The organism is Paraburkholderia polaris (assembly GCF_012927345.1).
GTDB lineage: Bacteria > Pseudomonadota > Gammaproteobacteria > Burkholderiales > Burkholderiaceae > Paraburkholderia > Paraburkholderia polaris.
In genome coordinates this window covers 87,228-113,155 of the sequence record NZ_JABBGJ010000009.1, presented here as the reverse complement: position 1 = coordinate 113,155, position 25,928 = coordinate 87,228, and the positions used below count along the sequence as shown (strand labels likewise).

Annotated in this window: 25 protein-coding genes; 4 read left to right on the top strand and 21 right to left on the bottom strand. The window is 62.2% G+C overall.

Going from position 1 to position 25,928, the window contains the following annotated elements; genetic code table 11:
* Positions 1-19: 19 nt before the first annotated feature.
* Positions 20-136: a cytochrome bd-I oxidase subunit CydX gene (gene cydX / locus HHL24_RS10350; RefSeq protein ID WP_063494668.1), complete on the top strand. Its 117-nt coding sequence runs from the start codon at positions 20-22 to the stop codon at positions 134-136.
* Between the two features lie 134 nt (positions 137-270).
* On the opposite strand, the gene HHL24_RS10345 is transcribed toward cydX, so the two are convergent.
* The 6 genes from HHL24_RS10345 to HHL24_RS10320 form a co-directional block, all read right to left on the bottom strand.
* Entirely contained in the window at positions 271-1,593 is a 1,323-nt protein-coding gene (locus HHL24_RS10345; protein WP_169485404.1) for a DUF1996 domain-containing protein, read from the bottom strand.
* A gap of 256 nt (positions 1,594-1,849) precedes the next feature.
* Positions 1,850-3,637 (bottom strand): N-acetylglucosamine-specific PTS transporter subunit IIBC, encoded by a 1,788-nt coding sequence (gene nagE, locus HHL24_RS10340; protein ID WP_169485403.1) that lies wholly within the window; start codon positions 3,635-3,637, stop codon positions 1,850-1,852.
* Positions 3,638-3,732: 95 nt separating this feature from the next.
* Positions 3,733-6,297 carry a phosphoenolpyruvate--protein phosphotransferase gene (gene ptsP / locus HHL24_RS10335; RefSeq protein ID WP_206002790.1) on the bottom strand — a complete coding sequence of 855 codons (2,565 nt, stop codon included), beginning with the start codon at positions 6,295-6,297 and terminating at the stop codon, positions 3,733-3,735.
* A 38-nt stretch (positions 6,298-6,335) separates the two neighbouring features.
* Complete coding sequence (locus tag HHL24_RS10330; RefSeq protein ID WP_169485488.1) at positions 6,336-7,343, bottom strand: SIS domain-containing protein; 1,008 nt, start codon at positions 7,341-7,343, stop codon at positions 6,336-6,338.
* Positions 7,336-8,439 carry an N-acetylglucosamine-6-phosphate deacetylase gene (gene nagA / locus HHL24_RS10325; RefSeq protein ID WP_169485401.1) on the bottom strand — a complete coding sequence of 368 codons (1,104 nt, stop codon included), beginning with the start codon at positions 8,437-8,439 and terminating at the stop codon, positions 7,336-7,338. The genes HHL24_RS10330 and nagA overlap by 8 nt, the downstream gene beginning before the upstream one ends.
* A gap of 85 nt (positions 8,440-8,524) precedes the next feature.
* The gene (locus tag HHL24_RS10320; RefSeq protein ID WP_074285541.1) at positions 8,525-9,259 is read right to left on the bottom strand and encodes a GntR family transcriptional regulator; all 735 of its coding nucleotides are present in this window, start codon (positions 9,257-9,259) and stop codon (positions 8,525-8,527) included.
* Between the two features lie 374 nt (positions 9,260-9,633).
* On the opposite strand from HHL24_RS10320, the gene HHL24_RS10315 reads away from it, so the two are divergent.
* Positions 9,634-10,560 carry a bifunctional helix-turn-helix transcriptional regulator/GNAT family N-acetyltransferase gene (locus tag HHL24_RS10315; protein ID WP_169485400.1) on the top strand — a complete coding sequence of 309 codons (927 nt, stop codon included), beginning with the start codon at positions 9,634-9,636 and terminating at the stop codon, positions 10,558-10,560.
* A 192-nt stretch (positions 10,561-10,752) separates the two neighbouring features.
* Here the strand turns inward: HHL24_RS10315 and HHL24_RS10310 are convergent, their stop codons facing one another.
* A complete protein-coding gene (locus HHL24_RS10310) occupies positions 10,753-11,565 on the bottom strand; it encodes a MetQ/NlpA family ABC transporter substrate-binding protein (protein ID WP_169485399.1) in 813 nt (270 codons plus the stop codon).
* Between the two features lie 190 nt (positions 11,566-11,755).
* Complete coding sequence (locus HHL24_RS10305) at positions 11,756-13,333, bottom strand: methyl-accepting chemotaxis protein (RefSeq protein WP_230417401.1); 1,578 nt, start codon at positions 13,331-13,333, stop codon at positions 11,756-11,758.
* Positions 13,334-13,613: 280 nt separating this feature from the next.
* On the opposite strand from HHL24_RS10305, the gene HHL24_RS10300 reads away from it, so the two are divergent.
* A complete protein-coding gene (locus HHL24_RS10300) occupies positions 13,614-13,904 on the top strand; it encodes a YciI family protein (protein ID WP_169485397.1) in 291 nt (96 codons plus the stop codon).
* Between the two features lie 66 nt (positions 13,905-13,970).
* Here HHL24_RS10300 and HHL24_RS10295 read toward each other — a convergent pair whose 3' ends face one another.
* The 5 genes from HHL24_RS10295 to HHL24_RS10275 all read right to left on the bottom strand — a co-directional run bounded on the left by HHL24_RS10295 (position 13,971) and on the right by HHL24_RS10275 (position 18,101).
* Positions 13,971-14,600 carry an SCO family protein gene (locus HHL24_RS10295; RefSeq protein ID WP_169485396.1) on the bottom strand — a complete coding sequence of 210 codons (630 nt, stop codon included), beginning with the start codon at positions 14,598-14,600 and terminating at the stop codon, positions 13,971-13,973.
* Between the two features lie 5 nt (positions 14,601-14,605).
* Positions 14,606-15,511, bottom strand: a complete 906-nt coding sequence (gene cyoE, locus HHL24_RS10290; RefSeq protein WP_169485395.1) for a heme o synthase — start codon at positions 15,509-15,511, stop codon at positions 14,606-14,608.
* 6 nt (positions 15,512-15,517) lie between these two features.
* Positions 15,518-16,627, bottom strand: coding sequence for a COX15/CtaA family protein (locus HHL24_RS10285; RefSeq protein ID WP_169485394.1), 1,110 nt, complete (start codon positions 16,625-16,627; stop codon positions 15,518-15,520).
* Positions 16,628-16,649: 22 nt separating this feature from the next.
* Entirely contained in the window at positions 16,650-17,312 is a 663-nt protein-coding gene (locus HHL24_RS10280) for an SCO family protein (protein ID WP_169485393.1), read from the bottom strand.
* 72 nt (positions 17,313-17,384) lie between these two features.
* Positions 17,385-18,101, bottom strand: a complete 717-nt coding sequence (locus HHL24_RS10275; protein ID WP_169485392.1) for an SURF1 family protein — start codon at positions 18,099-18,101, stop codon at positions 17,385-17,387.
* 114 nt (positions 18,102-18,215) lie between these two features.
* On the opposite strand from HHL24_RS10275, the gene HHL24_RS10270 reads away from it, so the two are divergent.
* Complete coding sequence (locus HHL24_RS10270; protein WP_007179452.1) at positions 18,216-18,425, top strand: twin transmembrane helix small protein; 210 nt, start codon at positions 18,216-18,218, stop codon at positions 18,423-18,425.
* Between the two features lie 202 nt (positions 18,426-18,627).
* Here the strand turns inward: HHL24_RS10270 and HHL24_RS10265 are convergent, their stop codons facing one another.
* The 8 genes from HHL24_RS10265 to HHL24_RS10235 form a co-directional block, all read right to left on the bottom strand.
* Positions 18,628-19,485 carry a cytochrome c oxidase subunit 3 gene (locus HHL24_RS10265; protein ID WP_169485391.1) on the bottom strand — a complete coding sequence of 286 codons (858 nt, stop codon included), beginning with the start codon at positions 19,483-19,485 and terminating at the stop codon, positions 18,628-18,630.
* Positions 19,486-19,627: 142 nt separating this feature from the next.
* Complete coding sequence (locus tag HHL24_RS10260; RefSeq protein WP_169485390.1) at positions 19,628-19,837, bottom strand: DUF2970 domain-containing protein; 210 nt, start codon at positions 19,835-19,837, stop codon at positions 19,628-19,630.
* Between the two features lie 33 nt (positions 19,838-19,870).
* Entirely contained in the window at positions 19,871-20,485 is a 615-nt protein-coding gene (locus HHL24_RS10255) for a cytochrome c oxidase assembly protein (protein WP_169485389.1), read from the bottom strand.
* A 42-nt stretch (positions 20,486-20,527) separates the two neighbouring features.
* On the bottom strand, positions 20,528-20,662 hold the full coding sequence (locus tag HHL24_RS43910) for a cytochrome oxidase small assembly protein (protein ID WP_230417400.1): 135 nt from the start codon (positions 20,660-20,662) through the stop codon (positions 20,528-20,530).
* 117 nt (positions 20,663-20,779) lie between these two features.
* A complete protein-coding gene (ctaD, locus tag HHL24_RS10250) occupies positions 20,780-22,393 on the bottom strand; it encodes a cytochrome c oxidase subunit I (protein WP_169485388.1) in 1,614 nt (537 codons plus the stop codon).
* Between the two features lie 44 nt (positions 22,394-22,437).
* On the bottom strand, positions 22,438-24,066 hold the full coding sequence (gene coxB, locus HHL24_RS10245) for a cytochrome c oxidase subunit II (RefSeq protein ID WP_169485387.1): 1,629 nt from the start codon (positions 24,064-24,066) through the stop codon (positions 22,438-22,440).
* A 66-nt stretch (positions 24,067-24,132) separates the two neighbouring features.
* On the bottom strand, positions 24,133-24,606 hold the full coding sequence (locus tag HHL24_RS10240) for a DUF2244 domain-containing protein (protein ID WP_169485386.1): 474 nt from the start codon (positions 24,604-24,606) through the stop codon (positions 24,133-24,135).
* A gap of 319 nt (positions 24,607-24,925) precedes the next feature.
* A complete protein-coding gene (locus HHL24_RS10235) occupies positions 24,926-25,891 on the bottom strand; it encodes a methyltransferase domain-containing protein (RefSeq protein ID WP_169485385.1) in 966 nt (321 codons plus the stop codon).
* Positions 25,892-25,928 lie beyond the last annotated feature (37 nt).

Genomic DNA, 25,928 nt, shown 5'->3' with positions numbered 1-25,928 from the left:
CGATTAACAGGAGTTTGTGATGTGGTATTTCAGTTGGCTTCTCGGTATTGGCGTGGCGTTGGCGTTCGGCATTATCAACGTGATGTGGCTGGAGTCGCGCCGGCCGTTGGAAGCGGGCAAGCAGAAAACGCGTTGATGCATCCGTTGCCGGTCGCGAGACTTTAGGCTCGAGCCGGTAAACGCAAAAGCGGCACCTTGATTCAAGGTGCCGCTTTTTTTGTGCGCGATTCGCACGGAATTAGGCGCTTGCCTACTCCCGTGCTGCCTGCATTACTTCATAAACAGCGCCGGTGTTCGTGCACCTTCGCGCGAAGAAATCTGAATGGTGCGGCCAGTCGCGTTACGAACGCAGACGCCGATTTGCGGCGCACCCGCAGCCACTTGCGACGCGACGTACCCGGTGATGTCGTTGATACGCGGCTGCAACGCATTATCAAGGTAGATGCCGCCGATTCGCTTGCTCATGTTACAGGCTGCGGCCGTTGGCAGATTGGCGGCATCGTCCCAGTTGGTGGAGGCGGCGTAGAGATCCAGCATCACTGCCTCGGTATCCGTGACGTTCTGGGCCATCGTCTGCAAGTATGAGTTGGTGTACGGATAATCCTTCAGGTCGGTGGGCGTCGGGAATTTAATCAACACGATGCTTCCTGCGTCCGAGGTCAGCGTGGCATCACTCGCATGCACGACGCCGCCGCCGTCCATCCACGCATCGGCGCTGGCCTTCGAGTAATACGTCGGGATGCTGTTGTTGCACGCGATATTCTGATTGGAGCAATTGTCGACGGCGTACTGCAGCGAATCTGTCTTCCAGGCGTTGATGAAATCGCCGTGCGCCGTATACAGACTTCCCCATTGCGGTACCCACGTGCCATTCACGAGAATCGGGTCCATCGACAATTGCGCGGTGGAGAGATCAGGATCCTGCCCCAGGTCGTACGCAACGTTGAGTTGTAATTCGGGAATCTTGATGGGATACGCAGCCGGACATTTCCCGTCCGACTGCCGGTACGCCATATTCATGATGTGGCTGGCCATGTTCGGCACCAGGGTCCGGCCGTCCCAACAATCCGGAAAATGGACTGAGATATTGAGTTGCGCGTACGTGCCGCCGCTGTCCGTTACGACAGGGCAGCTGCTCGGCGCGATTTGCGTGTAGGAGCCACCGCGGCACAGATAGTTGATCTGCGGCTTGGGCACAGACGAATGGTGATCGCCTGCCAGCATTTCCAGCCCTGCGGGAATCGTGTGAAGCGGAACCACCGGCTGATCGTTCTTGTAGTAGGTCTTCTGATAGCTCGGCACGACAATCCCGGAGGCACGCTTTAACTGCGGCAGCCAGTACGATGAAAGATCCGCCGCGACATTGCACGTCGTCAGTTTGTTGTTATTCAGGGAGTAGTAGGTGCTGTATGCGTCGGCGCCTGTGTTGCCGAAAAAGTCGTGCACCATGGCCCTGCCTGGCTGCCCAGGATAGATGATCGCATCGTCCGGCAGCGTATGCGAATAAGCGCATTGAACATTGAACTGACCACCGGCGTAGGCGGCGCCAGCCGGCAAGAAGAACATGAGACAGATTGCTGATCGCATTGACATAAGCAACTCCTGAGCGCGAACGAAAACGCCTTGCCGGTATGACAAGGCGCTCGAATCTCATTAATTAGCTTACCCAATCAATTTCAACGCGAACCATCGTTACGCATAACATGCGGGGACGCGCCACTGCGTCGCACCCTTGTACATTTGCCGTGCATAAAAAAAGCCCCCAGGAATCCTGGAGGCTTCTGCGACTATCGTGGCTTACGAACCAGGCTGAAGAGCGAAACCCGCGCAGCTCGAAGCCTCGCTCAGATTACGCAGGCTGCGGCGCCGCACCCGCGGCCGTACCCGGCGACAGACGTGTCGCCAGTTGTGCGGCGTAGCGCTGGGCAGCGTCGCCCACTACGATGTGGAACGTATCCGCCGAGACCCACGCCGTATCGAGCGTAGCAAGACGTTGACGATCCACCGCCGACGGATCGCGAACCACGATCCGCAGACGCGTTGCCGCGACTGCATCCAGCGACACCACATTACCCGCGCCGCCGAACACCGCGAGCCAGCGCAGGGGATCCGGGTCGAGCGGCCCACCTTGAGCACCGCTTGCAGTCGCCACAGGAGCCACAGGAGCCGCAGCGACGGCAGGCGTAGCAGCAGCCACCGGCTTCACAGCATCGCCACCACCTTGCGCGATCACCGTGCGGATTTCATCTGCGATGATGTCAGCTTCCGGTCCGATGATCACCTGCACGTTGGTCGAGCCGCGCTTGAGCACACCACGCGCGCCGATCGTCTTCAGTTCGCTTTCCGAGACCTTGTTGGAATCGACCACCGACAGACGCAGACGCGTCGTGCAGGCATCCACCAACGACAGGTTCGACGCGCCGCCGAGTGCAGCGATATAACGCTGTGCGCGCGGCACGGCTGCGCCGGCAACCGGCGACACAAAACCGCCAGCCGCGAACGACTCGATCTGTTCTTCTTCGGCGGCGGGTTCGCGGCCCGGCGTCGCCATGTTGAACTTGCGGATGAAGAAGCGGAACAGACCGTAGTACACCACCGAGTACACGAGCCCGATCGGAATCGCCCACCAGCCCTTGGTCGACAGGCCGTAGTTCAACACGTAGTCGATTGCGCCGGCAGAGAACGTGAAGCCGAGGTGAATCCCGAGCGCCGAGCAGATCGCAAGCGACAAACCGGTCAGCAACGCGTGGATCACATACAGCACCGGTGCGAGGAACATGAAGCTGAATTCGATCGGCTCGGTCACGCCCGTCAGGAACGAGGTCAGCGCCATCGAGAACAGCAGGCCGCCGACCACCGCACGGCGCTCCTTCGGCGCTTCATGGAACATCGCGAGACACGCTGCCGGCAGGCCGAACATCATGACCGGGAAGAAGCCCGTCATGAACGTGCCCGCGGTCGGGTCACCCGCGAAGAAGCGGTGCAGGTCGCCCGTCACCGCGACGCCACCCGGCGGCGTGAAGGTGCCGAACACGAACCACGTCAGCGAATTGAGGATGTGATGCAGCCCCGTGACAAGCAGCAAGCGGTTCAGCACGCCGAACACGAACGCGCCGAGCGCACCCGCGGTTGTCAGCCAATGGCCGGCCGTGTCGATGACGCCTTGCACCGGCTGCCATACGTAGCCGAACACAATGCCTATCACCAGACAGACCACGCCGGTGACAATCGGCACGAAGCGTTTCCCTCCGAAGAATGCGAGGTAGTCGGGCAGCTTGATGTCTTTGTACCTGTTGTACAGCAAGCCCGCGACGATACCCGCCACGATCCCGGACAACACGCCCATGTTGAGCTTGTCGTTGATGTCCTTCATCACCGCGATTTCGATCAGATAACCGATCGCGCCCGCGAGACCTGCCACGCCGTTGTTATCTTTCGCGAAGCCGACCGCCACGCCGATTGCGAATAGCAACGGCAGGTTGTCGAAGATCGCGCCGCCGGCGTCGGCGATCATCTTGATGTTGAACACATCGGGCTGGCCCAATCGCAGCAGCAGGCCGGCAACCGGCAGCACTGCAATCGGCAGCATCAGCGCGCGTCCCAGGCGCTGAATCTTCAGAAACGGATTCCCATCCATTAAAACCTCCAATCCTTGTCTCGTTGTCGACGGTCGTCGTTGAGTTTTAGCTTTACGTGGTTGTTGAGCGAAGCTGGTTGCAGACCGTGTGGAGTTCAGTCCAAAGGCCAGGTTTCGCGGCTCACTGCTCTTACCGCCTGCGCCGATTCGAGCGCCAGGGCATCCTGGGCGCGTTGACGGCACAGCTGATAATCGAGGTTGCGCACTCGCGCCTTGATGCCCGGCACCGACACCGGATCCACCGAGAGCTCGGTCACGCCGAGGCCAACGAGCAGCGGCATGGCCAGCGGATCGCCCGCCAGTGCGCCGCATACGCCGACCCATTTGCCATGCTTGTCCGCGCCCTGAACGGTCGCCGCGATCAGGCGCAGCACCGCCGGATGCAAGCCGTCCGCTTGCGCCGCAAGGTCGGCCTGGCAGCGGTCCATGGCGAGCGTGTATTGCGTCAGATCGTTAGTGCCGATCGACAGGAAATCCGCGTGTTGCGACAGCTGATCGGCGAGCAACGCGGCCGATGGCACTTCGATCATTACGCCGACTTCGATCGGTTCGGTACGACCCGATTCGCGGGCGAATTCGTCGATGCGTTTGCGGATGCGGATCAGTTCGCCGACATCCGTCACCATCGGCAGCAGGATGCGGACGGCGCCGAGCGGTTGCACCGCCAGCAGACCGCGCAACTGATCGTCGAGCAGATCCGGGCGCACTTGTGCAAGGCGGATGCCGCGCAGGCCGAGCGCCGGATTCGGTTCGGGCGGCAGCGTCAGGTAATCGACTTCCTTATCGGCACCCACGTCCAGCGTGCGAATGATCGCGGTGCGTCCGCTCAATGCATCGACGATCGCCTGGTAGCTCTGACGATGTTCGTCGGTGGTCGGCGCTGAGGCGCGGTGGATGAACAGCAGCTCGGTGCGCAGCAGGCCGACGGAATCGGCGCCATTGTCGACTGCGGTCTTCGCGTCCTCGAGTGTGGCGATGTTCGCGGCGACTTCGATCGCGCGGCCATCGGCAGTCACTGCCGCCTGTTGCGAGGTACGGCGGTTCGCTTCGCGTACGCCGGCAAGGCGGCTACGCTCAAGACGCGCCCGTTCGACATCAAGCTCGGTCGGCGCGAATTCAAGGCGGCCGGTGGTGGCGTTCACCACCACTTGCGTACCTTCGGGAATCGCGTGCAATGCATCGCCGACTGCCACTAGCGCCGGAATGCCAGCCTGGCGCGCAAGGATCGCCGCGTGCGAGGTCGCACCACCGCGCGCCATCACGAGTGCAGTGACGCGTGAGCGATCCAGTGACGACAGATCCGACGGCGTGAACTCTTCAGCCGCCAGCACCGCTTCTTCCGGCAGCGTACGTGCCGCGGCGTTTGTATAGCCGAGCGCGCGCAACACGCGCTTTTCGATATCGCGCAGGTCGGCTGCACGTTCAGCGAGTAACTCGTCTTCGATATTCGTCAGGATGGCGATCTGCGCACGGATCGCGTCGCGCCACGCAAAGCCGGCGCTCTTGCCGAGGCTGATCAGATCGCGCGCGGCGTCGACCAGCGTGGGATCTTCGAGCAGTACGCGATGCACCGCGAAAATACCCGCCTCACCCACCGCACCGCGTTGCGACGCATCGCGCACGGTGGTACCGAGGTCAGCGTCGACGGTAGCAATCGCCTTGTCGAGCAAACGGCTTTCAGCCGCCGACGTGCCGTTCGCCTTTTCCGGCGGATCGATGTCCGCATCGTCCCAACGCACCAGCTTGCCGACCGCGACGCCCGGCGACGCGCACACTCCTGCGAGCGTATTCGGCGCGAGCGCTTCACCCGCCGGATGCACAATCGCTTGCGGCGCCGGTGAGCTTTGACGTGCCGGCTTTTCTTCGACTTCGCCATGCGCTTCGCGCGTCAATTCGTGGGCAATTGCTTCGATCGCGGCTTTGGCTTGCGGACCGACGCCAAGCAGCTCGACAGTCGCCCCTTCGCCCGCGCCGAGACCGAGCAAACCGACCACGCTCTCGATCGCCGCCTTGCGCCCTTCGTAACGCACTTCAACGCGCGCATCGAAACCGCGCGCCGCTTCACGAGCGCGCGCGGCCGGCCGTGCATGCAAACCGCCTGCGTGGACCAGCGTGACTTGCTGACGGGCTTCTTCTGTCACGTTAGTGGCACTTGCCTGACGCGATGCGTCCGCCGCCTCGCCGCCGCGAGCGCGCAGCACCAGCAACGGCGTTTCGCCTGCCTTCAGCATGCCACCGTCAGCGCGTTCGACAATCTCGAACGCATCCGAATTGGCAATCGCGATCACCGAGACAAGACTCGGCGCGTTCAGCGCAACCTGGTCCTGATCGAATTCGATCAGGACGTCGCCGGTGCGCACTTGCGCGCCTTGCGCGACCATCGGCGCAAAGCCTTTGCCATTCAGCTCGACGGTATCGATGCCGATGTGCAGCAGAATCTCCACGCCTTCGGCCGTCGCGAGCGTGACCGCATGACCGGTGCGCGCGAGATGGGTGATGGTGCCGTCGCACGGCGCGACGAGGCGCCCCTCGAGCGGATCGATGCCGATACCATCGCCGAACATGCCGCCCGAAAACACAGGGTCGGGCACATTCGCGAGCGGCACGACCGGACCGGTCATCGGCGCGAGCAAAACAATATGGCCTTCAGAATGGCTCATCAAGCGGGACTCCTCGACACGTCGCATCTGATTTCTCGTCAGTGAGTTTCGGTGACTTTGTTGAGATGGCGCGGCGCGTCAGGATTGCGCCCGCGCGCGGCGGCAAGGCCGGCGGCCATCACGTAAAAGGACAGGATCGCGGCGATCGGATCGAGCGCCGCATGAGCGGTAGTGGCGAGCGGCAGCGTCGCTTCCGGCACGTCGGCCGGCGCGGCGAGCAGCACGCGGGCGCCGCGCGCCTGCATGTCGCGCGCGAGTTGCAGCAAGCCGGCTTGCTCGGGACCGCGCGGTGCGAAGACCAGCAGCGGGTAGTCGCGGTCGATCAGCTCCATCGGACCGTGCCGCACTTCCGCGCTCGAAAACGCTTCGGCCTGAATGCCGGAGGTTTCCTTCAGTTTCAGCGCGGCTTCCTGCGCGATCGCGAGGCCCAGACCGCGGCCGATCACGATCATGCGTTCGATGCCACGCAGTTCATCCACCGCTTTCGACCAATCCAGCTTGCCCGCGGCTTGCAGCGCATCGGGCAGCGTGTTCAACGCGCCGAGCAGGGCGTCGTCCTTCTGCCAGTGAGCGACCAGTTGCGCGGAGATCGACAGCATGGCGATATAGCTCTTGGTCGCGGCGACGCTCAGTTCCGGACCGGCCATGAGCGGCAGGTGAAATTCGCAAGCGTCGGCCAGCGGCGAGCTCGGCGCATTCACTGCGGCCACTGTCAACGCGCCGGCCTTGCGCAACGCTTCCATCGTGCCGACCAGATCCGGGCTCTTGCCCGATTGCGAGAACGCCAGCGCGAGCTGATCGCGCACCTGCAGCGGCGCTTGCTGGAGCGTCGCGACCGACATCGGCAGCGAGGCAACCGGCACACCGAGGCGGCTCATCGTCAGGCTTGCGAAGTAACTCGCTGCGTGGTCCGAGCTGCCGCGTGCGACCGTCAGCGCGACATGGCGCGGTTGCTGGGCGAGCTTCGCCGCCAGCGCCTCGACGCGCGAGGGTTCCGCGAGTTGCGCGGCGACCGTTTCAGCGGACGCCAGCGCCTCTTTAAGCATATTCGACAATTGCTTCTCCTTCGACGTATGTCGCGGTCAACGCCAGTTCACGATCGAACACGACCACATCGGCCCACGCACCGCGCGCAATACGGCCGCGGTCTTCGATGCCGAGGTAGTCGGCGGCGTAGCGCGACAAACGGTTTGAAACATCGGCGATCGGCAAGCCGATCGATACGAGATTGCGCAGCGCCTGATCCATCGTCAGGGTGCTGCCGGCGAGCGTGCCGTCGGCGAGACGCACGCCGCCAAGGCACTTCGTCACATGCTGGCTGCCGAGGCGGTATTCACCGTCCGGCATGCCGGTAGCCGAGGTGCTGTCCGTCACTACGTAGAGACGCGGAATCGCGCGCAACGCCGCGCGGATCGCCCCCGGATGGACGTGCAGCAAGTCGGGAATGATTTCGGCGAATTCGGCGTGCGCGAGCGCGGCGCCGACAAGGCCGGGATTGCGGTGATGCAGCGGCGACATCGCGTTGAACAGATGCGTGAAACCACAGGCACCGTGCTTGAGTGCGGCGACGGCGTCGTCGTAGGTGCCGAGCGAATGGCCGAGCTGCACGCGCACGCCGCGCGCCGCCATCTCGGAGATGATCTCCATATGGCCGGCGATTTCCGGCGCCAGCGTGACCACGCGAATCGGCGCGATCGAAAGATATTTCAGCACCTCGTCCATCACCGCCGACACGGCGGCGTCCGGCTGCGCGCCGAGCTTGCCGGGGTTGATGTACGGACCTTCCAGATGGACGCCGAGCACGCGCGCGCCGCCTGGCGTGCGAATGCGCGCGTTGTTGCCCAGACCCGCGACGACACTCATCAGCTCGTCGCGCGGCGCGGTCATCGTGGTGGCGAGCAGACTGGTCGTACCGTAACGCGCATGCGTGCGGGTGATGGTTTCGATCGCGTCGCCGCCTTCCATCACGTCGGAACCGCCGCCGCCATGCACGTGCAAATCGATGAAGCCGGGCAGGATGTACGGCGCGTCGTTCTTCGACGGATCGGCGCGTTCGCCGGTCAGCGCCGTGATGCGGCCGTTTTCGTATTCCAGCGTGCCGTGAATCCACCCATCGGTGGTGAGTATGTTTCCGGTCAGCATGATTCTCTCTGGTGAGGCGTAATGCGGGGTGTGACTGAATTGCGCCCGGTGGTGCCGCACGCGACGGCGGGCCGCGCATCCTCTATCAGGTGCGCAATTCAGCGACAAAATCGTAGTAATCGTCGCGGCAATAGGTGTCGGTGAGTTCGATCGCTCGCTGGTCCGCGCTATAGCCGATACGGGTAATGACCAGCAGCGCCGAGCGCGGTTCGATATCCATCAACGAGGCGATCTCGCTCGAAGCGTTGACCGCGCGAAAGTGCTGCAGGGCGCGCACGACGGCGGCGCCGCGTTGTTCGAGATAGCTGTATAGCGACACGCCGATGGCCAGCGGATCGGGCACGATCGCCGCGGGCAGCGCCGAATGCTCGACCGCCATGACGATGCCGTCCGCCCGCCGCAGCCGCCGCAGACTCGCCACCGCCGCACCGGGCGACAAGCCGAGGTGCACCAGCTCATCACGGTTGGCGGCGCGGATATCGCGCTCGAGCCACACCGAATCTGGCCGGAAGCCACGTTGCTGCATCTTTTTCGTGAAACCGGTGAGTCGCGACAGCGGGTCTTCGACGCGCGGCGTGATGAAGCTGCCCGCGCCCCGCGCCCGCCTAATCAGGCCTTGCTCGACCAGCAGCTCGATCGCCTTGCGCGCGGTGATGCGCGACACGCCGATCGCATCAGAGAGCGTGCGCTCCGAAGGCAGCGCTTCACCCGCCGACCACACGCCGCAGTGGATCGCCGTCGCCAGATTGCGCGCGAGCTGCAGATAGAGCGGCGTGACGTTGCGAGCGTCAGGCATCAGTGCGGACCAGCGAGTTTCCATGGGGCTCCGGCGGTCGTCTCGAAGAATGCGGTCTACGAAAATGAGAGCCCATTATATAACCAACATAATACCAGTCAATCGATTGGTCCCATGCTGGTACGGATCTGCGGAAAGCCTTGCTGGATAAGCTTCAGAAGGCGATTTGGGGGCTTAGGAGAGCGCTCGACAGGGATCAGGATTTACCCGTATTCGGGATGCCGGACAGCATCCGCGTGGTCCATATTGGTTCTCTATCAGGCTGACGGGATACCCCGAAATCGATACCTTTTTGATACCACTTTGATGCGTCCCCTTCGCCGCGTGTCTTTTTTAATGAGATGCCTTCAAATATAGTGCTGGATAGCAAGCCATAAAAATTCCCCGGGGAGCCGCATTTGACAGATTCCGAGGCGCTGCGGCGCGCTCAGGCCGTCCGCCATTTCAACCGCTTCTATACCCAGCTCATCGGCGCTCTGCATGAGCATCTGGCGAAGAGCGCCTTCTCGCTGACGGAAGTGCGCGTTCTGCATGAACTGTCCCGCGGACGCGCGCAGACGGCCTCGGTGCTCGGGCGCAATCTCGGCCTCGACAGCGGCTACCTCAGCCGCCTTCTGACCAGCTTCGAACGACGCAATCTGATTACGCGACGCCCGTCCGACTCGGACGCGCGCCAATCGCTGATTGCACTCACCGACAACGGTCACGCGGCCTACGCGCCGCTCGATACAGCAGCGATCGAAGAAGTATCGGCACTGCTGAACGGCCTGACGACACTCTCCCAGGAACAGTTGATCACCGCGATGAAGGTGATCGAGCGGTTGCTCGACAGCAAGCCGAACCACGAACTCGTGACCCTTCGGCAACCGCGCGCCGGCGACTGCGGCTGGCTCGTGCATCGGCAGGCGCAGTGGTTCGCCGCGCAATACGGCTGGGATCAATCGTTCGAAGGCTTGCTCTCGCGCGTCGTCGCCGATTACTCGCAACGTGGCGATCCGGTACGCGAGATGTGCTGGGTCGCCGATCAGGAAGGGACGGTGGTCGGCTCGGTGTGCATCGTCGGAGTCTCGACGACAGTGGCAGGCGTGCGGCTGTTGTGGGTCGAGCCGGATATGCAGCGTCTTGGCATCGGCGCGCAGCTGATGAATGAATGCGTGCGGTTCGCCCGACGCGCGGGGTACACCAAGCTCACTCTGACCACGGCCAGCACGCTCAAGGAGCCGCGGCGGCTATGCGAGCGCGCCGGCTTCCAGCTCGCCTGCACGACGGCGGAGCGGCGCTTCGGCAAGGATCTGATAGTCGAGCGATGGGAGTTGGAGTTGTAGGATCGGGCTTGGAGGTGCTTGCATCGGCGCATGCGGACTTAGGCAGATACCGGCGCGCAAGCGGGCGAAAACGGGCGAGCGAGCGGCAAACGAGCCGCGTGCATGGCCGAAAAAAACGCCACGGTTTCCCGTGGCGTTTTCGTTTTCCGGCTCCAGCGTCGAGCGGATGCGGTCGGCTAGACGCGGTAGCGCTTAGAACGACGGCACCACCGAACCCTTGAACTGCGTCTTGATGAACTGGCGCACGTCTTCCGACTGGTAAGCCGCGACCAGCTTCTTGACCCACGGCTTGTCCTTGTCCTGTGCGCGCACGGCGATCAGGTTCGCGTACGGGCTGCGGATGTCTTCGAGCGCGATTGCGTCTTTGGTCGGTTGCAGACCGGCGGCCAGCGCGAAGTTCGTGTTGATCGCGGCAGCATCGACATCCGACAGCGAGCGCGGCAGTTGCGCGGCGTCGAGCTCGACCAGCTTGATCTTCTTCGGATTCTCGGCGACATCGAGCGGCGTAGCGTTATTGCCGTTCGTGCCCGCGCCCGCCTTCAGCTTGATCACGCCTTGCGCCTGCAACAGCAGCAGCGCACGGTTCTCGTTCGACGGATCGTTCGGCACTGCGATCTTCGCGCCTTGCGCCAGATCCTTCAGCGACTTCAGCTTCTTCGAATAGATGCCGAGCGGCGAAATGTACGTCAGGCCTGCATTGACAATCTTGTAGCCACGTTGCTTGACCTGGCTGTCGAGGTACGGCTGGTGCTGGAAGCTGTTGGCGTCCAGATCGCCTGCGTCGAGCGCGGCGTTCGGCTGCACGTAGTCGTTGAATTCGACCACCTTCACATTCAGGCCTTCGCGCTTCGCCACCTTCGTGACGACTTCCCAGATTTGCGCATCCGGGCCGCCGATGGTGCCGACCTTGATGACCTTGTCGTCGGCGTGTGCGCCGAAGCTGGTGACGATCGCCGCACCGGCGATCACGGCCGAGAGAGCTTTAAGGATGTTTCTACGCTGCATCTAATTCTCGCTGTTTCTGATCGATGTCAGATTCGGGTGGAAGCCGGCGGCAGGCATCTTGTGGACGCGCCGCCAACTGGACCGTAAATGGTCTCATATGCCCGGCGAGATGGGAAATATCGCGATCGCATATGGATATGCCCCTGCAGCGGCGCGGGACCGGAGCGCGTGCAGGAAACGCAGCACACGGTCACCTTGGCCCCGCCATCGCGGCGTCGGCGCCGTTCACACGAAACGCGCTCACCGTGTCGCGCAAACGCCCTGCCTGATCCTGCAACGAAGCCGCCGCGGCGGCAGCCTGCTCGACCAGCGCCGCGTTCTGCTGCGTCACTTCGTCCATCTGTGTGACCGCGCGGCCGACCTGCGAAATGCCACTGCTCTGTTCTTCTGACGCCGCCGCGATCTCGCCCATGATGTCGGTGACGCGCTGCACCGCTTGCAGAATCTCGCCCATCGTCGTGCCGGCCTGTTGAACCAGCGTCGAGCCGTTGTGCACGCGCTCCACCGACGCGCCGATCAACTGCTTGATCTCCTTGGCCGCCGTTCCCGAGCGCTGCGCGAGATTGCGCACTTCCCCGGCGACGACCGCAAAGCCGCGGCCCTGCTCGCCGGCGCGCGCGGCTTCGACCGCCGCGTTCAGCGCCAGAATATTGGTCTGGAAAGCGATGCCTTCGATCACACCGATGATGTCGGCGATTTGCCGCGAGCTGTCGTTGATCTCGCCCATCGTGCCGATCACACGGCTCACCACGTCGTTGCCGCGCGTCGCGATTTCCGACGCGTTGTGCGCCAGACCGCTCGCCTGACGCGCGTTGTCCGCGTTCTGCTTAACCGTCGCGGTGAGCTCTTCCATGCTCGCCGCCGTCTCCTGAAGCGAGGCCGCCTGCTGCTCGGTGCGCTGCGACAGATCGCCATTGCCGGCAGCGATCTGCTGGGTCGCCGAGGCGATCGATTCCGCCGAGTGGCGAATCTCGCCGATGGTCCGCTGCAAACGGTTCTGCATGTCGTGCATGGCCGCCATCATGCTGGTCTTGTCTTGCGGACGAACGTCGACGACCCGAGTGAGATCGCCCCTGGCGATACTCGCGGCAAGCTGCGCCGCCTGGTCCGGCTCGCCGCCGAGACTCGCGCGCACGTTGCGGATGATCAGCACCATCGCCAGCGAAATGATCGCGCCGATCACCAGCACGACGAGCAAGTGGCCGAGCAGCGTTTCGTAGTAGACCGTGTCGATGTCCTTGATGAACACGCCGCTTGTGATGTTCCAGTCCCACGGCGCAAAACGCACCACGTAGCTGATTTTCGGCACCGCGGTTTCGCTGTGCGGCAAGCGTCCGCGATATTGCGCGAAGCCGCGGCCGCTTGATTTGGCGGCGTCAACGATCGTCACGTATAGCAGCTTGCCGTCCGGGTCCTTGAAATCGCCGACGGATTTGCCGTTCATTTGCGGCAATGTCGGGTGCATCAGCACGACCGGCTTCGAGTCCATCACGAACAGATAACCGGATTCGCCGTAGCGCATCGTCGCCAAGCGTGCGAGCGCTTCACGCTGTGCGTCGACCTCACTCATCTTGCCGCTCTGCGAGAGCGCGTAGTAACCGTTCACGATGCCCTGCGCCGCGTCGACGAGGTTCACCATGCCCGCCTTGCGCTCCGCCAGCATCGTGCTGCGCGTTTCGACCGCGCTCCACAGCCCGACGCCGAGCAACCCCAGCCAGACGAGCGCGAGCGACAGCCATAGTTTGCGATTCAAACTCATCCTGCTCATTGTTGTGGTCTCTCTCGTGTGATTCGTGTTCTGTTTGCGGGCCGGCGCCGACAGCGCGCTCGCGCTGTGCGAACGCGCTGACGACCTGACGCGCAAACGATTGCCACAGGTATATCGGCATGGCAGCCGCTCGACTTGAGGCAACCTGTAAGGAAGCGACGGCGGCAGGACAGAGACGAGCCGACGTTGAGCGTGCGCAACGAAGCAGCCGCTGACAGATAATCGAAGGTCAAGGCCGCGAACCCAGGGCGGCCCCATTCATTCGCTTACGAGAACGCTCATGTACGTCATCAATCTCATCTACACCGCATCGCTCGAACGCATCGACGACGCACTCGAAGCGCATCGCGCGTTTCTGACAAAGCAGTTCGACGCAGGGGTATTCGTGGCCGCCGGGCCAAAGGTGCCGCGTGACGGCGGCATCATTCTGGCGGTGCGCATCGAGCGCGATAAGCTGGATGAAATTCTCGCCAGCGATCCGTTCTCCGAACAGAAGCTCGCGCGTTACGAGGTGACGGAGTTCAAGGCGACGCGGCTCGCGCCGGGAATGAATTTGCCGATGCCGGCTTGAGGAATACAGCGAAGGAAATTGAATACGGGCGCGCGGCAGAAGCACGCGCCCGTCTACATCAATGCATCAATCGAGCAGCAGCTTGATATCGTGCACCCACGGCGTGGCGCCCTGGCCGTCGCGCGCGAACAGACGCAGTTTGCCGTCCGGGTCGAAGACATAGCTCGCCGCCGTGTGGTCCATCGTGTAGCTATCGGGCGTCTTGCCAGGCACCTTCGCGTAGTACACACGGAAGTCTTTCGTGATCTTGGTGAGTTGCGCCTGGTCTGCCGGACGCAAGCCGACGAACGTCGGGTTGAACGCCGGCACGTATTGCGCGAGCAGAGTCGGCGTGTCGCGGTCAGGGTCGACGGTGACGAACAACACCTGCACGCGTTTCGCGTCTTCCGGACCGAGTTGTTGAAGCGCTTGCGAAAGCTCAGCCATCGTGGTCGGGCAGACGTCCGGGCAGTGCGTGTAGCCGAAGAACAGCACCACCACCTTGCCCTTGTAATCCGCCATCGTGCGGACCTTGCCGGACGTGTCGGGCAGCGAGAAGTCGCTCCCGAATTGCGTGTTGCCGGTGATATCGAGGTTCTGGAACGCCGGCGGCTGTTTGCCGCAGCCCGCCACCAGCAGCGCGCCGCCGAGTGCGCAAGCAATCACGGTGACACGCGCGGCGGCACGCGCCGTGCGCACAAAGCGTTGTGTAAGCATGGGTGTTACGCGCCGATCACGACGCGCGCATAGTGGTCGATCAACAGCGCGGCGAAGAGCAGCGACAGATAAACGATCGAGTAACGGAAGGTTTTACGCGCCAGGTCGTCGGAATATTCCCGATAGATCTTCCACGCATACGCAAGGAACACGGCGCCGAGCAACACGGCCGCCGCGATGTACACCACGCCGCTCATGCCGGAGATGAACGGCATCATCGTGACCGCGAACAGGATTACGGTGTACAGGAGAATATGCAGGCGCGTGTACTTTTCGCCGTGCGTGTTCGGCAGCATCGGCAGACCGGCGTTTTCGTAGTCTTTACGGCGATACAGTGCAAGCGCCCAGAAATGCGGCGGCGTCCACACGAAAATAATCAGCACGAGAATCCATGCGTCGCCCGGCACGTGACCGGTGACGGCGGCCCAACCGAGCGCCGGCGGCATTGCGCCTGACGCGCCGCCGATCACGATGTTCTGCGGCGTGGCAGGCTTGAGCAGCAGCGTATAGATAACCGCATAACCGACGAAGGTGGCGAGCGTCAGCCACATGGTCAGCGGATTGGCGAACGTGTAGAGCGTCCACATGCCGAGGCCGCCGAGCACGGCCGAAAATAACAGGATCTGCGAGGTGGTAATTTCGCCTCGCGCGGACGGCCGCCACGAGGTGCGACGCATCTTCGCGTCGATCTTCTGTTCCATCAGGCAATTGATGGCAAACGCGGCACCGGCCAGCAGCCAGATACCGATGGTGCCGCCGATCAGCACGGTCCACGGCACCATGCCGGGCGTCGACAGAAACATGCCGATGACGGCGCAAAACACAGCGAGCTGCGTGACGCGCGGCTTCGTCAGGGCGATGTACTGGGAGACCCGGCTACCGGGCGTTTGGGAGAGAGTTGTGCTGTCCATGTGGGGTCACGCTGGCGCGGCATCGCGCGCAGGCAACACGGCGCGGCCGGGACGGCTATAAGCGATCCGAAAGTTTAACATAACGAGCAAAAGCAGCAGGATTGCGGCGCCCCCGTTATGCGCGACCGCAATGGGCAACGGCCATTGCAGGACGATGTTCGACAGGCCGGTGATGAATTGAATCAGCACCACCAGCAAAACGCCGTTTGCCGGCCGCCGCAGCGACTCGAAACGGCGCAGTTTCAGCGCAAACCACGCCAGATAAGCGACCACGACGATCGCGAATGTACGGTGTGTCCAGTGAATTGCGACCAGCGCATCCTGCGTGATCATGTCGCCGTCGCCGGTCATGCCGAGCGCGCGCCACAAGTGGAAGCCGTGCGCGAAGTCCATCGGCGGAACCCATTGGCCGTTGCAGGTCGGGAAGTCCGTGCAGGCGAGCACCGCGTAATTCGTGCTGACCCAACCGCCCAATGCGATCTGCACGACCAGCAGCACCAACCCGGCGATCGCCGCCGCACGCCAGCGCGCGGCTTCGGGCTCATAAGCCGGCAGCGGCGTTTGACGCGCAGCCAGCCAGCCGAGCGTGCCGAGCAACGCGAGGCCGAGCAGCAAATGGGTCGTCACGATGATCGGTTGCAACTTCATGGTCACGGTCCACGCGCCGAATGCGCCCTGCACGAGAATCAGCAGCAGCAGCGAAGTCGGCCACCACGGCGACACATGCAGCGGACGACGCTTGATACGTGCGGTCCACGCAATCAGCATCTGCGCGATGATCAACACGCCGATCGCCATTGCGAAGTAACGGTGGATCATCTCGATCCAGGCCTTCGGCATGCTGACCGGCCCGGTGGGCATCAATTGATGCGCGGCGGTAATCGCCGCGTGCGCGATAAACGGCGACGACGTGCCATAGCAACCCGGCCAGTCCGGGCAGCCGAGACCTGAATCGGTGAGGCGCGTAAAGCCGCCGAACATCACCAGATCCAGCGTCAGGAAGGTGGTGAGCCAGACCAGCTTGCGGAATTTGTTGTCGTCAGCCTTGACCCACACATAGGACAGCGGCAACGACGCTAAACACAAGCCAATCAGGGCCAGTTGCAGTACAAACATCTTTCTTACCCTAGTTGCGGCATCAGCCGATGCTCGACCATTTGAGCAGCTTGGTCACGTCGCCCTTGATCTTGCTGGGGTTCGGATCTCTCGGAAAACGCATCATCAGATTGCCGTTCGGATCGACCATGTAGATGTGGTCGGTGAGCTGGGTGCCGGTGTCGGTCGGCAACCATGCGGACACCTGCGCCGGGTTGGCGATCAACATGTTGGTGTCGGGATAGGCCCTTTGTATCACGTCGGACACGTTGCCTGCATCGGTGCGCAGCCACACTTCGACGACGCGTTCGCGTTCCGGGCCCTGAGCTACGCGGATTTGTCGCATGAAGTACAGCTTGGTGGCGCAGGCTTTGTCGCATGCGCTGTTGTCGACGGAGATCATCAGCCAACGGCCGCGCAGCGATGCGAGCTTGAGCGGCTTGCCGTCTTCACCCGTGACGACGAGTGAATCGGGAATCGGCCGCTGCGGTTCGACCAGCGTGCCGTAGCTCGTGCTGCCGCCGGTCGGCTTGACCACGTAATAAACGAAATACGACACGGCGATCGGCGCGGCGCAGATGATCGCCAGCAACAGCAGCATCCAGCGGCCACGCTTCCACGATCCCTCGCCATTGGGTTGGCCGGGCATCACTTTCGGAGCTGCGGGTTTGCCGGCTTGCGGCGAACGGGGAGATTGCGTCGACACTACAGGACCTCTTTCAAGAATTGCGCGGCTTTCAGGCCTTTTTCGGGGCTCCAGGAAACCGCTGGCGATGCGTTACACGCCTTGGGCGTGCTCTTTCTTCGCGGCGCGGCGCGCGGCGTATAGGCCGAATGCGAGGGCCGCCGCTGCCATACCCCACCACTGGAACATGTAGCCGTAATTGGTTTCAACGCCGGTCGTCGGTGCCGGCCAATCGCGCACCAGCTTGTCGCCGTCGTCGCTCAATTGCTGGATCACGAACGATTGCAACGGCAGCCCGGTTTCCGCAGCGTAGGCCGCCGTATTCAGATTCTGACGGATCTTCTGATGCTCGGCCGATCCACCCTGCCCCAACTCGAATGCACGTGAAGCATCGGCACGCGCAATGCCTTCGATTTCGATCTCGCCTTGCGGCGTGGTGTACGGCGCGATGGTCTCGCGATTGTTCATGTTGCGCGGCAGCCAGCCGCGATTGACCAGCACATAACCGCCGTCGGCCAGTTTAAAAGGCATCACGACGTAAAAGCCCGGCTGATCGTTATACGGGCGATTATCCAGATAGACGACTTTGTCCGCGACGAAACTGCCACGCGCCTTCACGCGATGGAATTCGATGTCCTTCAGTTCGACCGGCGCGGCGCTCACAGGCTGCGCGGGCGCGTCCTCGAACTGCGTGATGTGGGCTTCGAGCGCTTCCTTCTGATGTGCGCGGTCGCGCTGCCAGAAACCAAGCCGTACCGTCACCGCAATCACCAGCAGAATCAACAGCGCGGGAATGAGGCGGAATTTCATCGAATGCACTCCGGCGCCACCGCCTGCGACGGCGTCTGGAACCTGCGGCAGACGCCGACGCGCGGTGCGATAATAAACGTCTTGCCTCTGCGCTTTCTGGTTTCAGTTGGTTCCATGCACATTCTCGTTCCCATCGCCTTCGTCCTGATCATCGCCAGTATGGTGTCGGCGCTGTATTTCATGATGCATGACAAGGGCAAAACCAAGCGGATGGTCTGGTCGCTCGCCACGCGCGTGGGCCTGTCGATCTCGCTGTTCCTGTTCATCCTGTTCGCTCACTGGATGGGGTGGATTCAGTCGACCGGTATTCCTTACGGGCGTTGAGCCCGGCGAAAAAACTTCACTTCACCAAACTCGCCAAACGCACCAAACTCACCAAACAAAACGCCGCCCTGACAGGGTCGAGGGCGGCGCTGCATAACTTGCGTACTGCTCCTGCGCCGCGCCCTAGAAAGGCGATGCGCGAACGGCCTGCACATGTTCCGGAAACCGGCCGGTTTCCAGTACGTATGCAGGCCAGACTGCGTTACAGCCAGTACACGACGACGTACAGCCCAAGCCACACGACGTCCACAAAGTGCCAGTACCAGGCGGCGCCTTCGAACGCAAAGTGATGCTCCGCCGTGAAATGGCCGCGGATCAACCGCACCAGCACCACCGTCAGCATCGTGCCGCCGAGGAACACGTGGAAACCGTGGAAGCCCGTCAGCAGGAAGAACGTCGAACCGTACACACCCGAGGACAGCGTCAGGTTGAGTTCGTTGTACGCGTGGAAATACTCGAACCCTTGCAGGAACAGGAAGCAGACGCCGAGCACAATGGTAGCTGCCAGCCAGATGATCGCCTTCTTGCGATGATCTTCACGCAGCGCGTGGTGCGAAACCGTCAACGTAGCGCCCGACGACAGCAGCAGCGCCGTGTTGATAGTCGGCACGGGCCACGGCTGCATCGACTTGAAGGTCGAGACCAGCGCTGCCGGACCGTTGTTCGGCCACACTGCCGAGAAATCCGGCCAGATCAGCTTGTAGTCGAGGCTGCCGAGTTGATGCAGCGCGATTTCGCGTGCATAGAACAACGCGCCGAAGAAAGCACCGAAGAACATCACTTCGGAGAAGATGAACCAGCTCATGCTCCAACGGTACGACTTGTCGACATTCTTGCCGTACATACCGCCTTCCGATTCGGAGATCGCGTCGCCGAACCAGTGCCACAAGGTATAGAGAAGCCACAGCAGACCCGCGGCGACGCCGAGCGGCGCCCAGTCATGATCATTGATCCAGGCCGCAAGCGATCCGAGCATGACCAGCAATCCGACCGCGGCGCTGATCGGATGCCGCGACGGATGCGGTACGAAATAGTACGGGCTCTCGTTTTGACCGCTCATTCTTGATTCTCCACTTCAGTCCAGTTGTTCCGGAATCTCCGGCTGTATCTTCGGCGGCGCGTCGATACCGCACCGCTTCACTCTAATTCGTGGGCTCTGCTTCGCCCTGTACTACGCGCGCGCCTGAACGCCTCAGCCCATCTCAACCGACTACGGCGCGCACGATCAGGATCAGCACGCCGATGAAAATGGCCGCACTGATCAATGCCGCCACGATCACATGCAGCGGGTTCAGCTGCGTTGCGTCCGCTTCCAGATCACGACGCTTGCGCACCCCGAAAAACGACCAGAACACGGCTTTCATCGACTGGCCGAAACTGCTCTTGCGTGGGCCGCCGCTGCTATCGCTCATTACGTCTTTTTCCTTCGCCCGCGGCAAAAACCGTCAGGCGGGATTGGCGGTGGTTGCCGCCGTATTGGCCGTGGGTGATGCGCTCCCGGCTGTCGCCGCGGCCGGCGTATTCAACTCAAAGAACGTGTACGACAACGTGATCGTTTTCACATCCTTCGGCAACTTCGGATCAACCACGAACACCACCGGCAACCGCTTCGTCTGATTCGCCGTCAAAGTCTGCTGCGTAAAGCAAAAACACTCGATCTTCTTGAAGTACTCAGTGGCCTGCTTCGGCGCGTAGCTCGGAATGGCCTGCGCCTGAATCGTGCGCGCCTGTTCGTTGCTGACTTCGTACATCACTGTCGTCACTTCGCCCGGATGCACGTCCAGACTGCGCTGTTCCGGCTTGAAACCCAGCGGGCCGCGCGCGTTCGCATCGAATTCGATCGAAATCGTGCGGCTCATGTCGACCTGCGTATTCTTCGCCTCGCGCGCCGTGGCATCACGCTGCACGAGGTTGTTGATGCCGGTGATCTGGCAGATCGCGCGATACATCGGCACCAGCGCAAAACCAAAACCGAACATCATCAACGCGACGATGAACAGCTTGATCAGCATCGAACGGTTAAAAGAGCGATCGGCCTGAGCCGGCGGTTGCGTCGACATCTCAATCCTCAACAGACCTGCACACAGACTCGAACCACCGCGTCAGGAGAACCACTTCTGATGGATGATGACGCTCGCAAAAAAAGCCGCGGCGATGACAAACATCACAATACCGATTCGCCGGTTACCCGCGCGAACCTGCTCGGGCGTACGTCTTTCTTGAGGATTGCGCGTCATGCTCGACTTTCTGAATACTTTTCGTGACTACGGGTACCGCCGCTACTTTCGTGGCTGCCGACTCCTGCGGCGACCTAACGCGCCGCCGCCCGAACCGGCAACCTCACTGAACGCCGATTACTCGACGGTCGGCGGATTTTCGAACGTATGGAACGGTGCCGGGCTCGGTACGGTCCATTCGAGGCCCGTTGCGCCGTCCCACGGCTTGTCGCCCGCTTTTTCGTGCTCGCCACCGCCACGGTAGGCCGGCAGTGCAACCGCGAACAGGAAGTAGACCTGTGCCAGACCGAAGCCGAAAGCGCCGATCGAGATGACCTGGTTCCAGTCGGTGAACTGAGCCGGATAGTCAGCGTAACGACGCGGCATACCTGCGAGACCGACAAAGTGCATCGGCAGGAACGCGAGGTTGAAGAAGAACATCGACGCCCAGAAGTGGATCTTGCCGCGCGTTTCGTTGTACATCCAGCCGGTCCACTTCGGCGACCAGTAGTACCACCCGGAGAACAGCGCGAAGAGCGAACCCGCGACCAGCACGTAGTGGAAGTGAGCCACCACGAAATAGGTACCGTGATACTGGATATCCAGCGGCGCCATGGCGAGCATCAGGCCCGACAGACCGCCGAACGTGAACACCAGCAGGAAGCCGACCGCGAACAACATCGGCGTTTCAAAGCTCAGCGAACCGCGCCACATCGTCGCGACCCAGTTGAACACCTTCACACCGGTCGGCACGGCGATCAGCATCGTCGCGTACATGAAGAACAGCTGACCCGTCACCGGCATGCCGGTTGCGAACATGTGGTGCGCCCAGACCATGAACGACAGAATCGCGATCGACGAGGTTGCGTACACCATCGAGCTATAGCCGAACAGCGGCTTGCGCGAGAATGCCGGGATCACCTGCGACACGATCCCGAACGCCGGCAAGATCATGATGTACACCTCGGGGTGCCCGAAGAACCAGAAAATATGCTGGTACATCACCGGGTCGCCGCCGCCTGCCGCATTGAAGAACGACGTGCCGAAGTGGCGATCGAACAGCACCATGGTGATCGCGCCTGCCAGAACCGGCATCACGGCGATCAGCAGGTACGCGGTGATCAGCCACGTCCAGACGAACATCGGCATCTTCATCAGTGTGAGGCCAGGTGCGCGCATGTTCAGGATCGTCACGACGATGTTGATCCCGCCCATGATCGACGAAGCACCCATCAAGTGGACCGCGAAAATCGCGAAGTCCATGCCCGGGCCCATCTGCGTCGACAACGGCGCGTACAGCGTCCAGCCCGCGGCGGTCGCGCCGCCCGGTGCGAAGAACGAACCGACCAGCAACACCGCAGCCACCGGCAGCAGCCAGAAGCTGAAGTTGTTCATCCGCGCAAAAGCCATGTCCGATGCGCCGATCTGCAGCGGCACCATCCAGTTCGCGAAGCCGACGAAGGCCGGCATGATCGCGCCGAACACCATGATCAGGCCGTGCATGGTGGTCAACTGGTTGAAGAACTCGGGGCGCATGATCTGCAGACCCGGCTCGAACAGTTCGGCACGGATCATCAGCGCCATCACGCCCCCGGAGAGGAACATGGTGAACGAGAAGATCAGGTACAGCGTACCGATGTCCTTGTGATTGGTTGCGAACAGCCAACGACGCCAGCCATGCGGCGTTTCGTGGGCATGGTCGCCGTGCACGTGCTCGTGGCCCGCGGTTACATCGTGTCCGATGCTAGACATGACAATCTCCTAATGCGAATACTGCGGTGCTGACCATGAACACGTCAGGCAGCCGGGCTGATCTGGACACGCCGGGCTTCTTTCGCGTCGCCGCCGCCCGTGATCGTTTCCGGCTTTTTCAAAATAATATGGTCTTCGGCAATGCCGGCTGCTTTCAGTGCGTCGCGCACGGCTTCGGCACGGGTCTTCGCGAGCTTCGCGTTGACTTCGGCAGAACCGGTGGCGTCGGTGAAGCCCGACAGCGTGAACTTGGCGTCCGGGTGCGCTTTCGCGTAGGCCGCGGCCGCGTCGACCGCCGCTTTCGCGTCGGCCGGCAGCGTGCTCTTGCCGGTGTCGAAGTAGACGTTTGCCGGGAGTGCCGCTTGCGATGCTACCGCGCTGTCCGAACCGGCCGCAGCCGCGTCGGCACCCGAGGCGCCTGCTGCACCCGAAGCCGCTCCTGCGCCGCTAGCTGCTGCACCCGCGTCGGCCAGATGATTACCGCCCTCCGGCAGCTTGCCGTTACGAGCATCCAGCACTTGCTTCGGCTGGAGAATGTCGCCGGTGTGGTTGCCCCACGAATTACGTTCGTACGTGATGACCGAGGCGATTTCGACGTCGTTCAGCGTCGGCGCCCACGAAGGCATCGCGTTCTTGCCCTTCAACACCAGACTCACGTGCTCGGCGATCGGGCCGTTGGCGATCTTGCTGCCGTCCAGCGCCGGGAATGCGCCTGCGCCCTTGCCGGTCGGCTGGTGGCAGACCGCACAGTTCGATGCGTACACCTTGCCGCCGCGCTCCATCAACTCGGCCATCGTGTAGGTTTTGTTCGGATCGTCCTGGCCGGCGGCCATTTTCTGTTTCTGCGTATCGACCCACTTCGCGTAGTCGTCTGCCGACAGCACTTCGACCACCACCGGCATGAACGAGTGTTCCTTGCCGCACAGTTCGGTACAGAAGCCGCGGAAGGTGCCGGTCTTGTCAGCTTTGAACCACGTGTCGCGCACGAAACCCGGAATCGCATCCTGCTTCACGCCGAAAGCCGGCACGTACCAGGAGTGGACCACGTCGTTCGCGGTGGTGATGATGCGGATTTTCTTGTCGACCGGGACGACGAGCGGATTGTCGACTTCCTGCAGATACGTGGTGGAAATCGGCTCGCGACCATCGGTTTCTGCACGCGGCGTAGACAGCGTGGACAGGAAGCTGATGCCCTCGCCCGGACCCTTCACGTAGTCGTAGCCCCATTTCCACTGGTAGCCCGTGACCTTGATGGTGAGGTCGGCGTTCGTGGTGTCCTTCATCGCGACGACGGTCTTGGTGGCGGGGAGCGCCATCAGCACGACGATGATGAACGGCACGATCGTCCAGATGATTTCGACGGTGGTGCTTTCGTGGAAATGGGAAGCCTTGTGGCCTTTCGATTTGCGATGCGCAAACATCGAATAGAACATCACGCCGAACACGCCGACGAAGATCACCAGGCAAAGAACCAGCATGAACATGTGGAGGCTGAAAAGCTCCTCAGCGATTTTCGTCGCCGGCGGCTGGAGATTGATCTCGTTGACGGCAGGGCCGCCCGGAACATCGCCCACTGCCAGGGCCGCACCGGCGAAAAGCAGTCCGCTCATCGCCAGCACGCCCATGAGGGCTCGCTTGATTGTTTTCATAGCTTCCTTACCCAAAATTTCCATTCAAACCCTCGACCCCGCTGGCAGGCTGCCTCGCGCTCCCCGTGAACGCCGCGCGTCTCAACACGTCTAACACCGTGTGAGCCACATACGCAGTTCGCCTGCGAACTGCGCGCGCCGATACTGCGCGAGATGTTGCCCGATCATGATCGTCTGGCCGCGCGAGACCAGTTTGATCTGGTCACGCGGCGTTGCGCCCGGTTCGATCCGCACCCAGCGCGGATTGAATTCGAACTGCGTGAGCCGCTCGGCGCTGACCTGCTCGATCACGAGCCGATTCTGAAACAGCCGGACGCGCTCGTAATCGACAGCATGACGCGCATATATGGCAAACGCGATGCCCACCGCCAGCAATTCAATACCGGTGAACGGCAACACCAGCCAGGCGCCGACCAGAACCAGCATGAAAGCAATTGCCAACGAGAACAACGCAAGCGACACGTAGAAATATACAAACTGCCGCGGCGAAATCGAACAGTTGCGCTTCATCGTCCAGTCTTTGAGAACCGGTTCTGAATCCGCCAGCAGATCTGATGCTTCCATCGCTGCCTCCTGCCGACCGTCGCCAATCGCCAATCGCCGCCTGCGGCCATTGCTCGCGACCGCTGAACGGCCACTCAATCACCGCCGCGTCACTTTATGTTGCAGCCCTGTGCCTCGGGCCTGCCGCCCCAAATGTGGGAACTCCGGGCGACAAACTGACGCATTATAGGCGCGATCCATAGCATCCACAAGCAAGCCTCAATCGGCTCACAAGCCAGGTGCGACAAGCCTCAGCGCCGTTTTGACGCAGCTTTCGCGCGTCTTTTGAAGCGGTAATTTCAGACATAACAGATGTCCTCTTTACCGCTTCATTGATTCCTCACCGATTCCTCGACGAACCTCGTCCGATATCCTCGATCCGCACGATCCCATGACCTTCAGCCGTGGTGCGCGGCACGGCTTTCCAGGCGTGGCCGTAGATCACCTCGAAGGTCAGCGCGATCGTGCCGTCGGCGCGCCGGCGGGCTTCGAGCGCCGCCAGCAAAGCCTTGTGCAGCCTGCGCGCGACGGCATTCGAAGTGGCCTCGCGCTCGAACGGATAGGCGCCCCAGCGGCGCACGTCCGCGAGCAGCGACTCGGGCGACTTATACGTAATAGTGAGTGTTTCCTGGTCCATCACAGGAATCTCGAAACCGCTCTCGACCAGCATGTCCCCGAGGTCGTGCATGTCGACAAAGTCGATCACATGCTTGCGCGAAGCAACGCCGTGCGCGGCCTCGACCTCAGCGTAGGCGCCGCGCAATTCCTTTAGCGAATCGGGACCGAGCGTGCTGAACATCAGCAGGCCGTTCACTTTCAGCACCCGTTGCCACTCCGGAAACACAAGGTCGGGCCGCGAGTGCCAGTGCAGGGCGAGATTGGACCAGATGAATTCGAAGGCGCCGGCCGCGAACGGAAGTGCCGAGAAGTCGGCCTGCGCGAAACGCGGACCGCGGGCGCCGAGCGCCTTGCCGAGCGTGGCCGGCAGAAAGCGCCGCCAGCTCGTGTCGCCGGAATCGTGACGCAGCGCGCGGCTGAGCATTCCGTGCGACAGGTCGGTGCCGAACACCGGCGCCTCGGGGAAGCGCTCGCGCAATGTGGGGATGTCTTCGCCCGCGCCGCAACCGGCGTCGAGCACGCTCGCCGGCGTAACCTTGATGTAGTCGAGGCGCTCGCGCATGCGCTGCGCGATTTCGCGCGGCAGGAACGCGACGTTGTCGAAAGTCGCCGCACGGCGGTCGAAAATCTGCCTGAGGCGCCGGGAATCATAGGCCGGACGGCCAGATTGAGACGAAGTTGGGGGCATGGGTGTCGTACTGGCGTAGAGCACGAAGTATACTCGC

Bases quoted from the DNA above. Each gene is read 5' to 3' on its own strand.
- cydX (WP_063494668.1), top strand. From the start codon at position 20: ATGTGGTATTTCAGTTGGCTTCTCGGTATTGGCGTGGCGTTGGCGTTC.
- HHL24_RS10345 (WP_169485404.1), bottom strand. From the start codon at position 1,593: ATGTCAATGCGATCAGCAATCTGTCTCATGTTCTTCTTGCCGGCTGGC.
- nagE (WP_169485403.1), bottom strand. From the start codon at position 3,637: ATGGATGGGAATCCGTTTCTGAAGATTCAGCGCCTGGGACGCGCGCTG.
- ptsP (WP_206002790.1), bottom strand. From the start codon at position 6,297: ATGAGCCATTCTGAAGGCCATATTGTTTTGCTCGCGCCGATGACCGGT.
- HHL24_RS10330 (WP_169485488.1), bottom strand. From the start codon at position 7,343: ATGCTTAAAGAGGCGCTGGCGTCCGCTGAAACGGTCGCCGCGCAACTC.
- nagA (WP_169485401.1), bottom strand. From the start codon at position 8,439: ATGCTGACCGGAAACATACTCACCACCGATGGGTGGATTCACGGCACG.
- HHL24_RS10320 (WP_074285541.1), bottom strand. From the start codon at position 9,259: ATGGAAACTCGCTGGTCCGCACTGATGCCTGACGCTCGCAACGTCACG.
- HHL24_RS10310 (WP_169485399.1), bottom strand. From the start codon at position 11,565: ATGCAGCGTAGAAACATCCTTAAAGCTCTCTCGGCCGTGATCGCCGGT.
- HHL24_RS10305 (WP_230417401.1), bottom strand. From the start codon at position 13,333: ATGAGCAGGATGAGTTTGAATCGCAAACTATGGCTGTCGCTCGCGCTC.
- HHL24_RS10300 (WP_169485397.1), top strand. From the start codon at position 13,614: ATGTACGTCATCAATCTCATCTACACCGCATCGCTCGAACGCATCGAC.
- HHL24_RS10295 (WP_169485396.1), bottom strand. From the start codon at position 14,600: ATGCTTACACAACGCTTTGTGCGCACGGCGCGTGCCGCCGCGCGTGTC.
- cyoE (WP_169485395.1), bottom strand. From the start codon at position 15,511: ATGGACAGCACAACTCTCTCCCAAACGCCCGGTAGCCGGGTCTCCCAG.
- HHL24_RS10285 (WP_169485394.1), bottom strand. From the start codon at position 16,627: ATGTTTGTACTGCAACTGGCCCTGATTGGCTTGTGTTTAGCGTCGTTG.
- HHL24_RS10275 (WP_169485392.1), bottom strand. From the start codon at position 18,101: ATGAAATTCCGCCTCATTCCCGCGCTGTTGATTCTGCTGGTGATTGCG.
- HHL24_RS10270 (WP_007179452.1), top strand. From the start codon at position 18,216: ATGCACATTCTCGTTCCCATCGCCTTCGTCCTGATCATCGCCAGTATG.
- HHL24_RS10265 (WP_169485391.1), bottom strand. From the start codon at position 19,485: ATGAGCGGTCAAAACGAGAGCCCGTACTATTTCGTACCGCATCCGTCG.
- HHL24_RS10260 (WP_169485390.1), bottom strand. From the start codon at position 19,837: ATGAGCGATAGCAGCGGCGGCCCACGCAAGAGCAGTTTCGGCCAGTCG.
- HHL24_RS10255 (WP_169485389.1), bottom strand. From the start codon at position 20,485: ATGTCGACGCAACCGCCGGCTCAGGCCGATCGCTCTTTTAACCGTTCG.
- HHL24_RS43910 (WP_230417400.1), bottom strand. From the start codon at position 20,662: ATGACGCGCAATCCTCAAGAAAGACGTACGCCCGAGCAGGTTCGCGCG.
- ctaD (WP_169485388.1), bottom strand. From the start codon at position 22,393: ATGTCTAGCATCGGACACGATGTAACCGCGGGCCACGAGCACGTGCAC.
- coxB (WP_169485387.1), bottom strand. From the start codon at position 24,066: ATGGAAATTTTGGGTAAGGAAGCTATGAAAACAATCAAGCGAGCCCTC.
- HHL24_RS10240 (WP_169485386.1), bottom strand. From the start codon at position 24,606: ATGGAAGCATCAGATCTGCTGGCGGATTCAGAACCGGTTCTCAAAGAC.
- HHL24_RS10235 (WP_169485385.1), bottom strand. From the start codon at position 25,891: ATGCCCCCAACTTCGTCTCAATCTGGCCGTCCGGCCTATGATTCCCGG.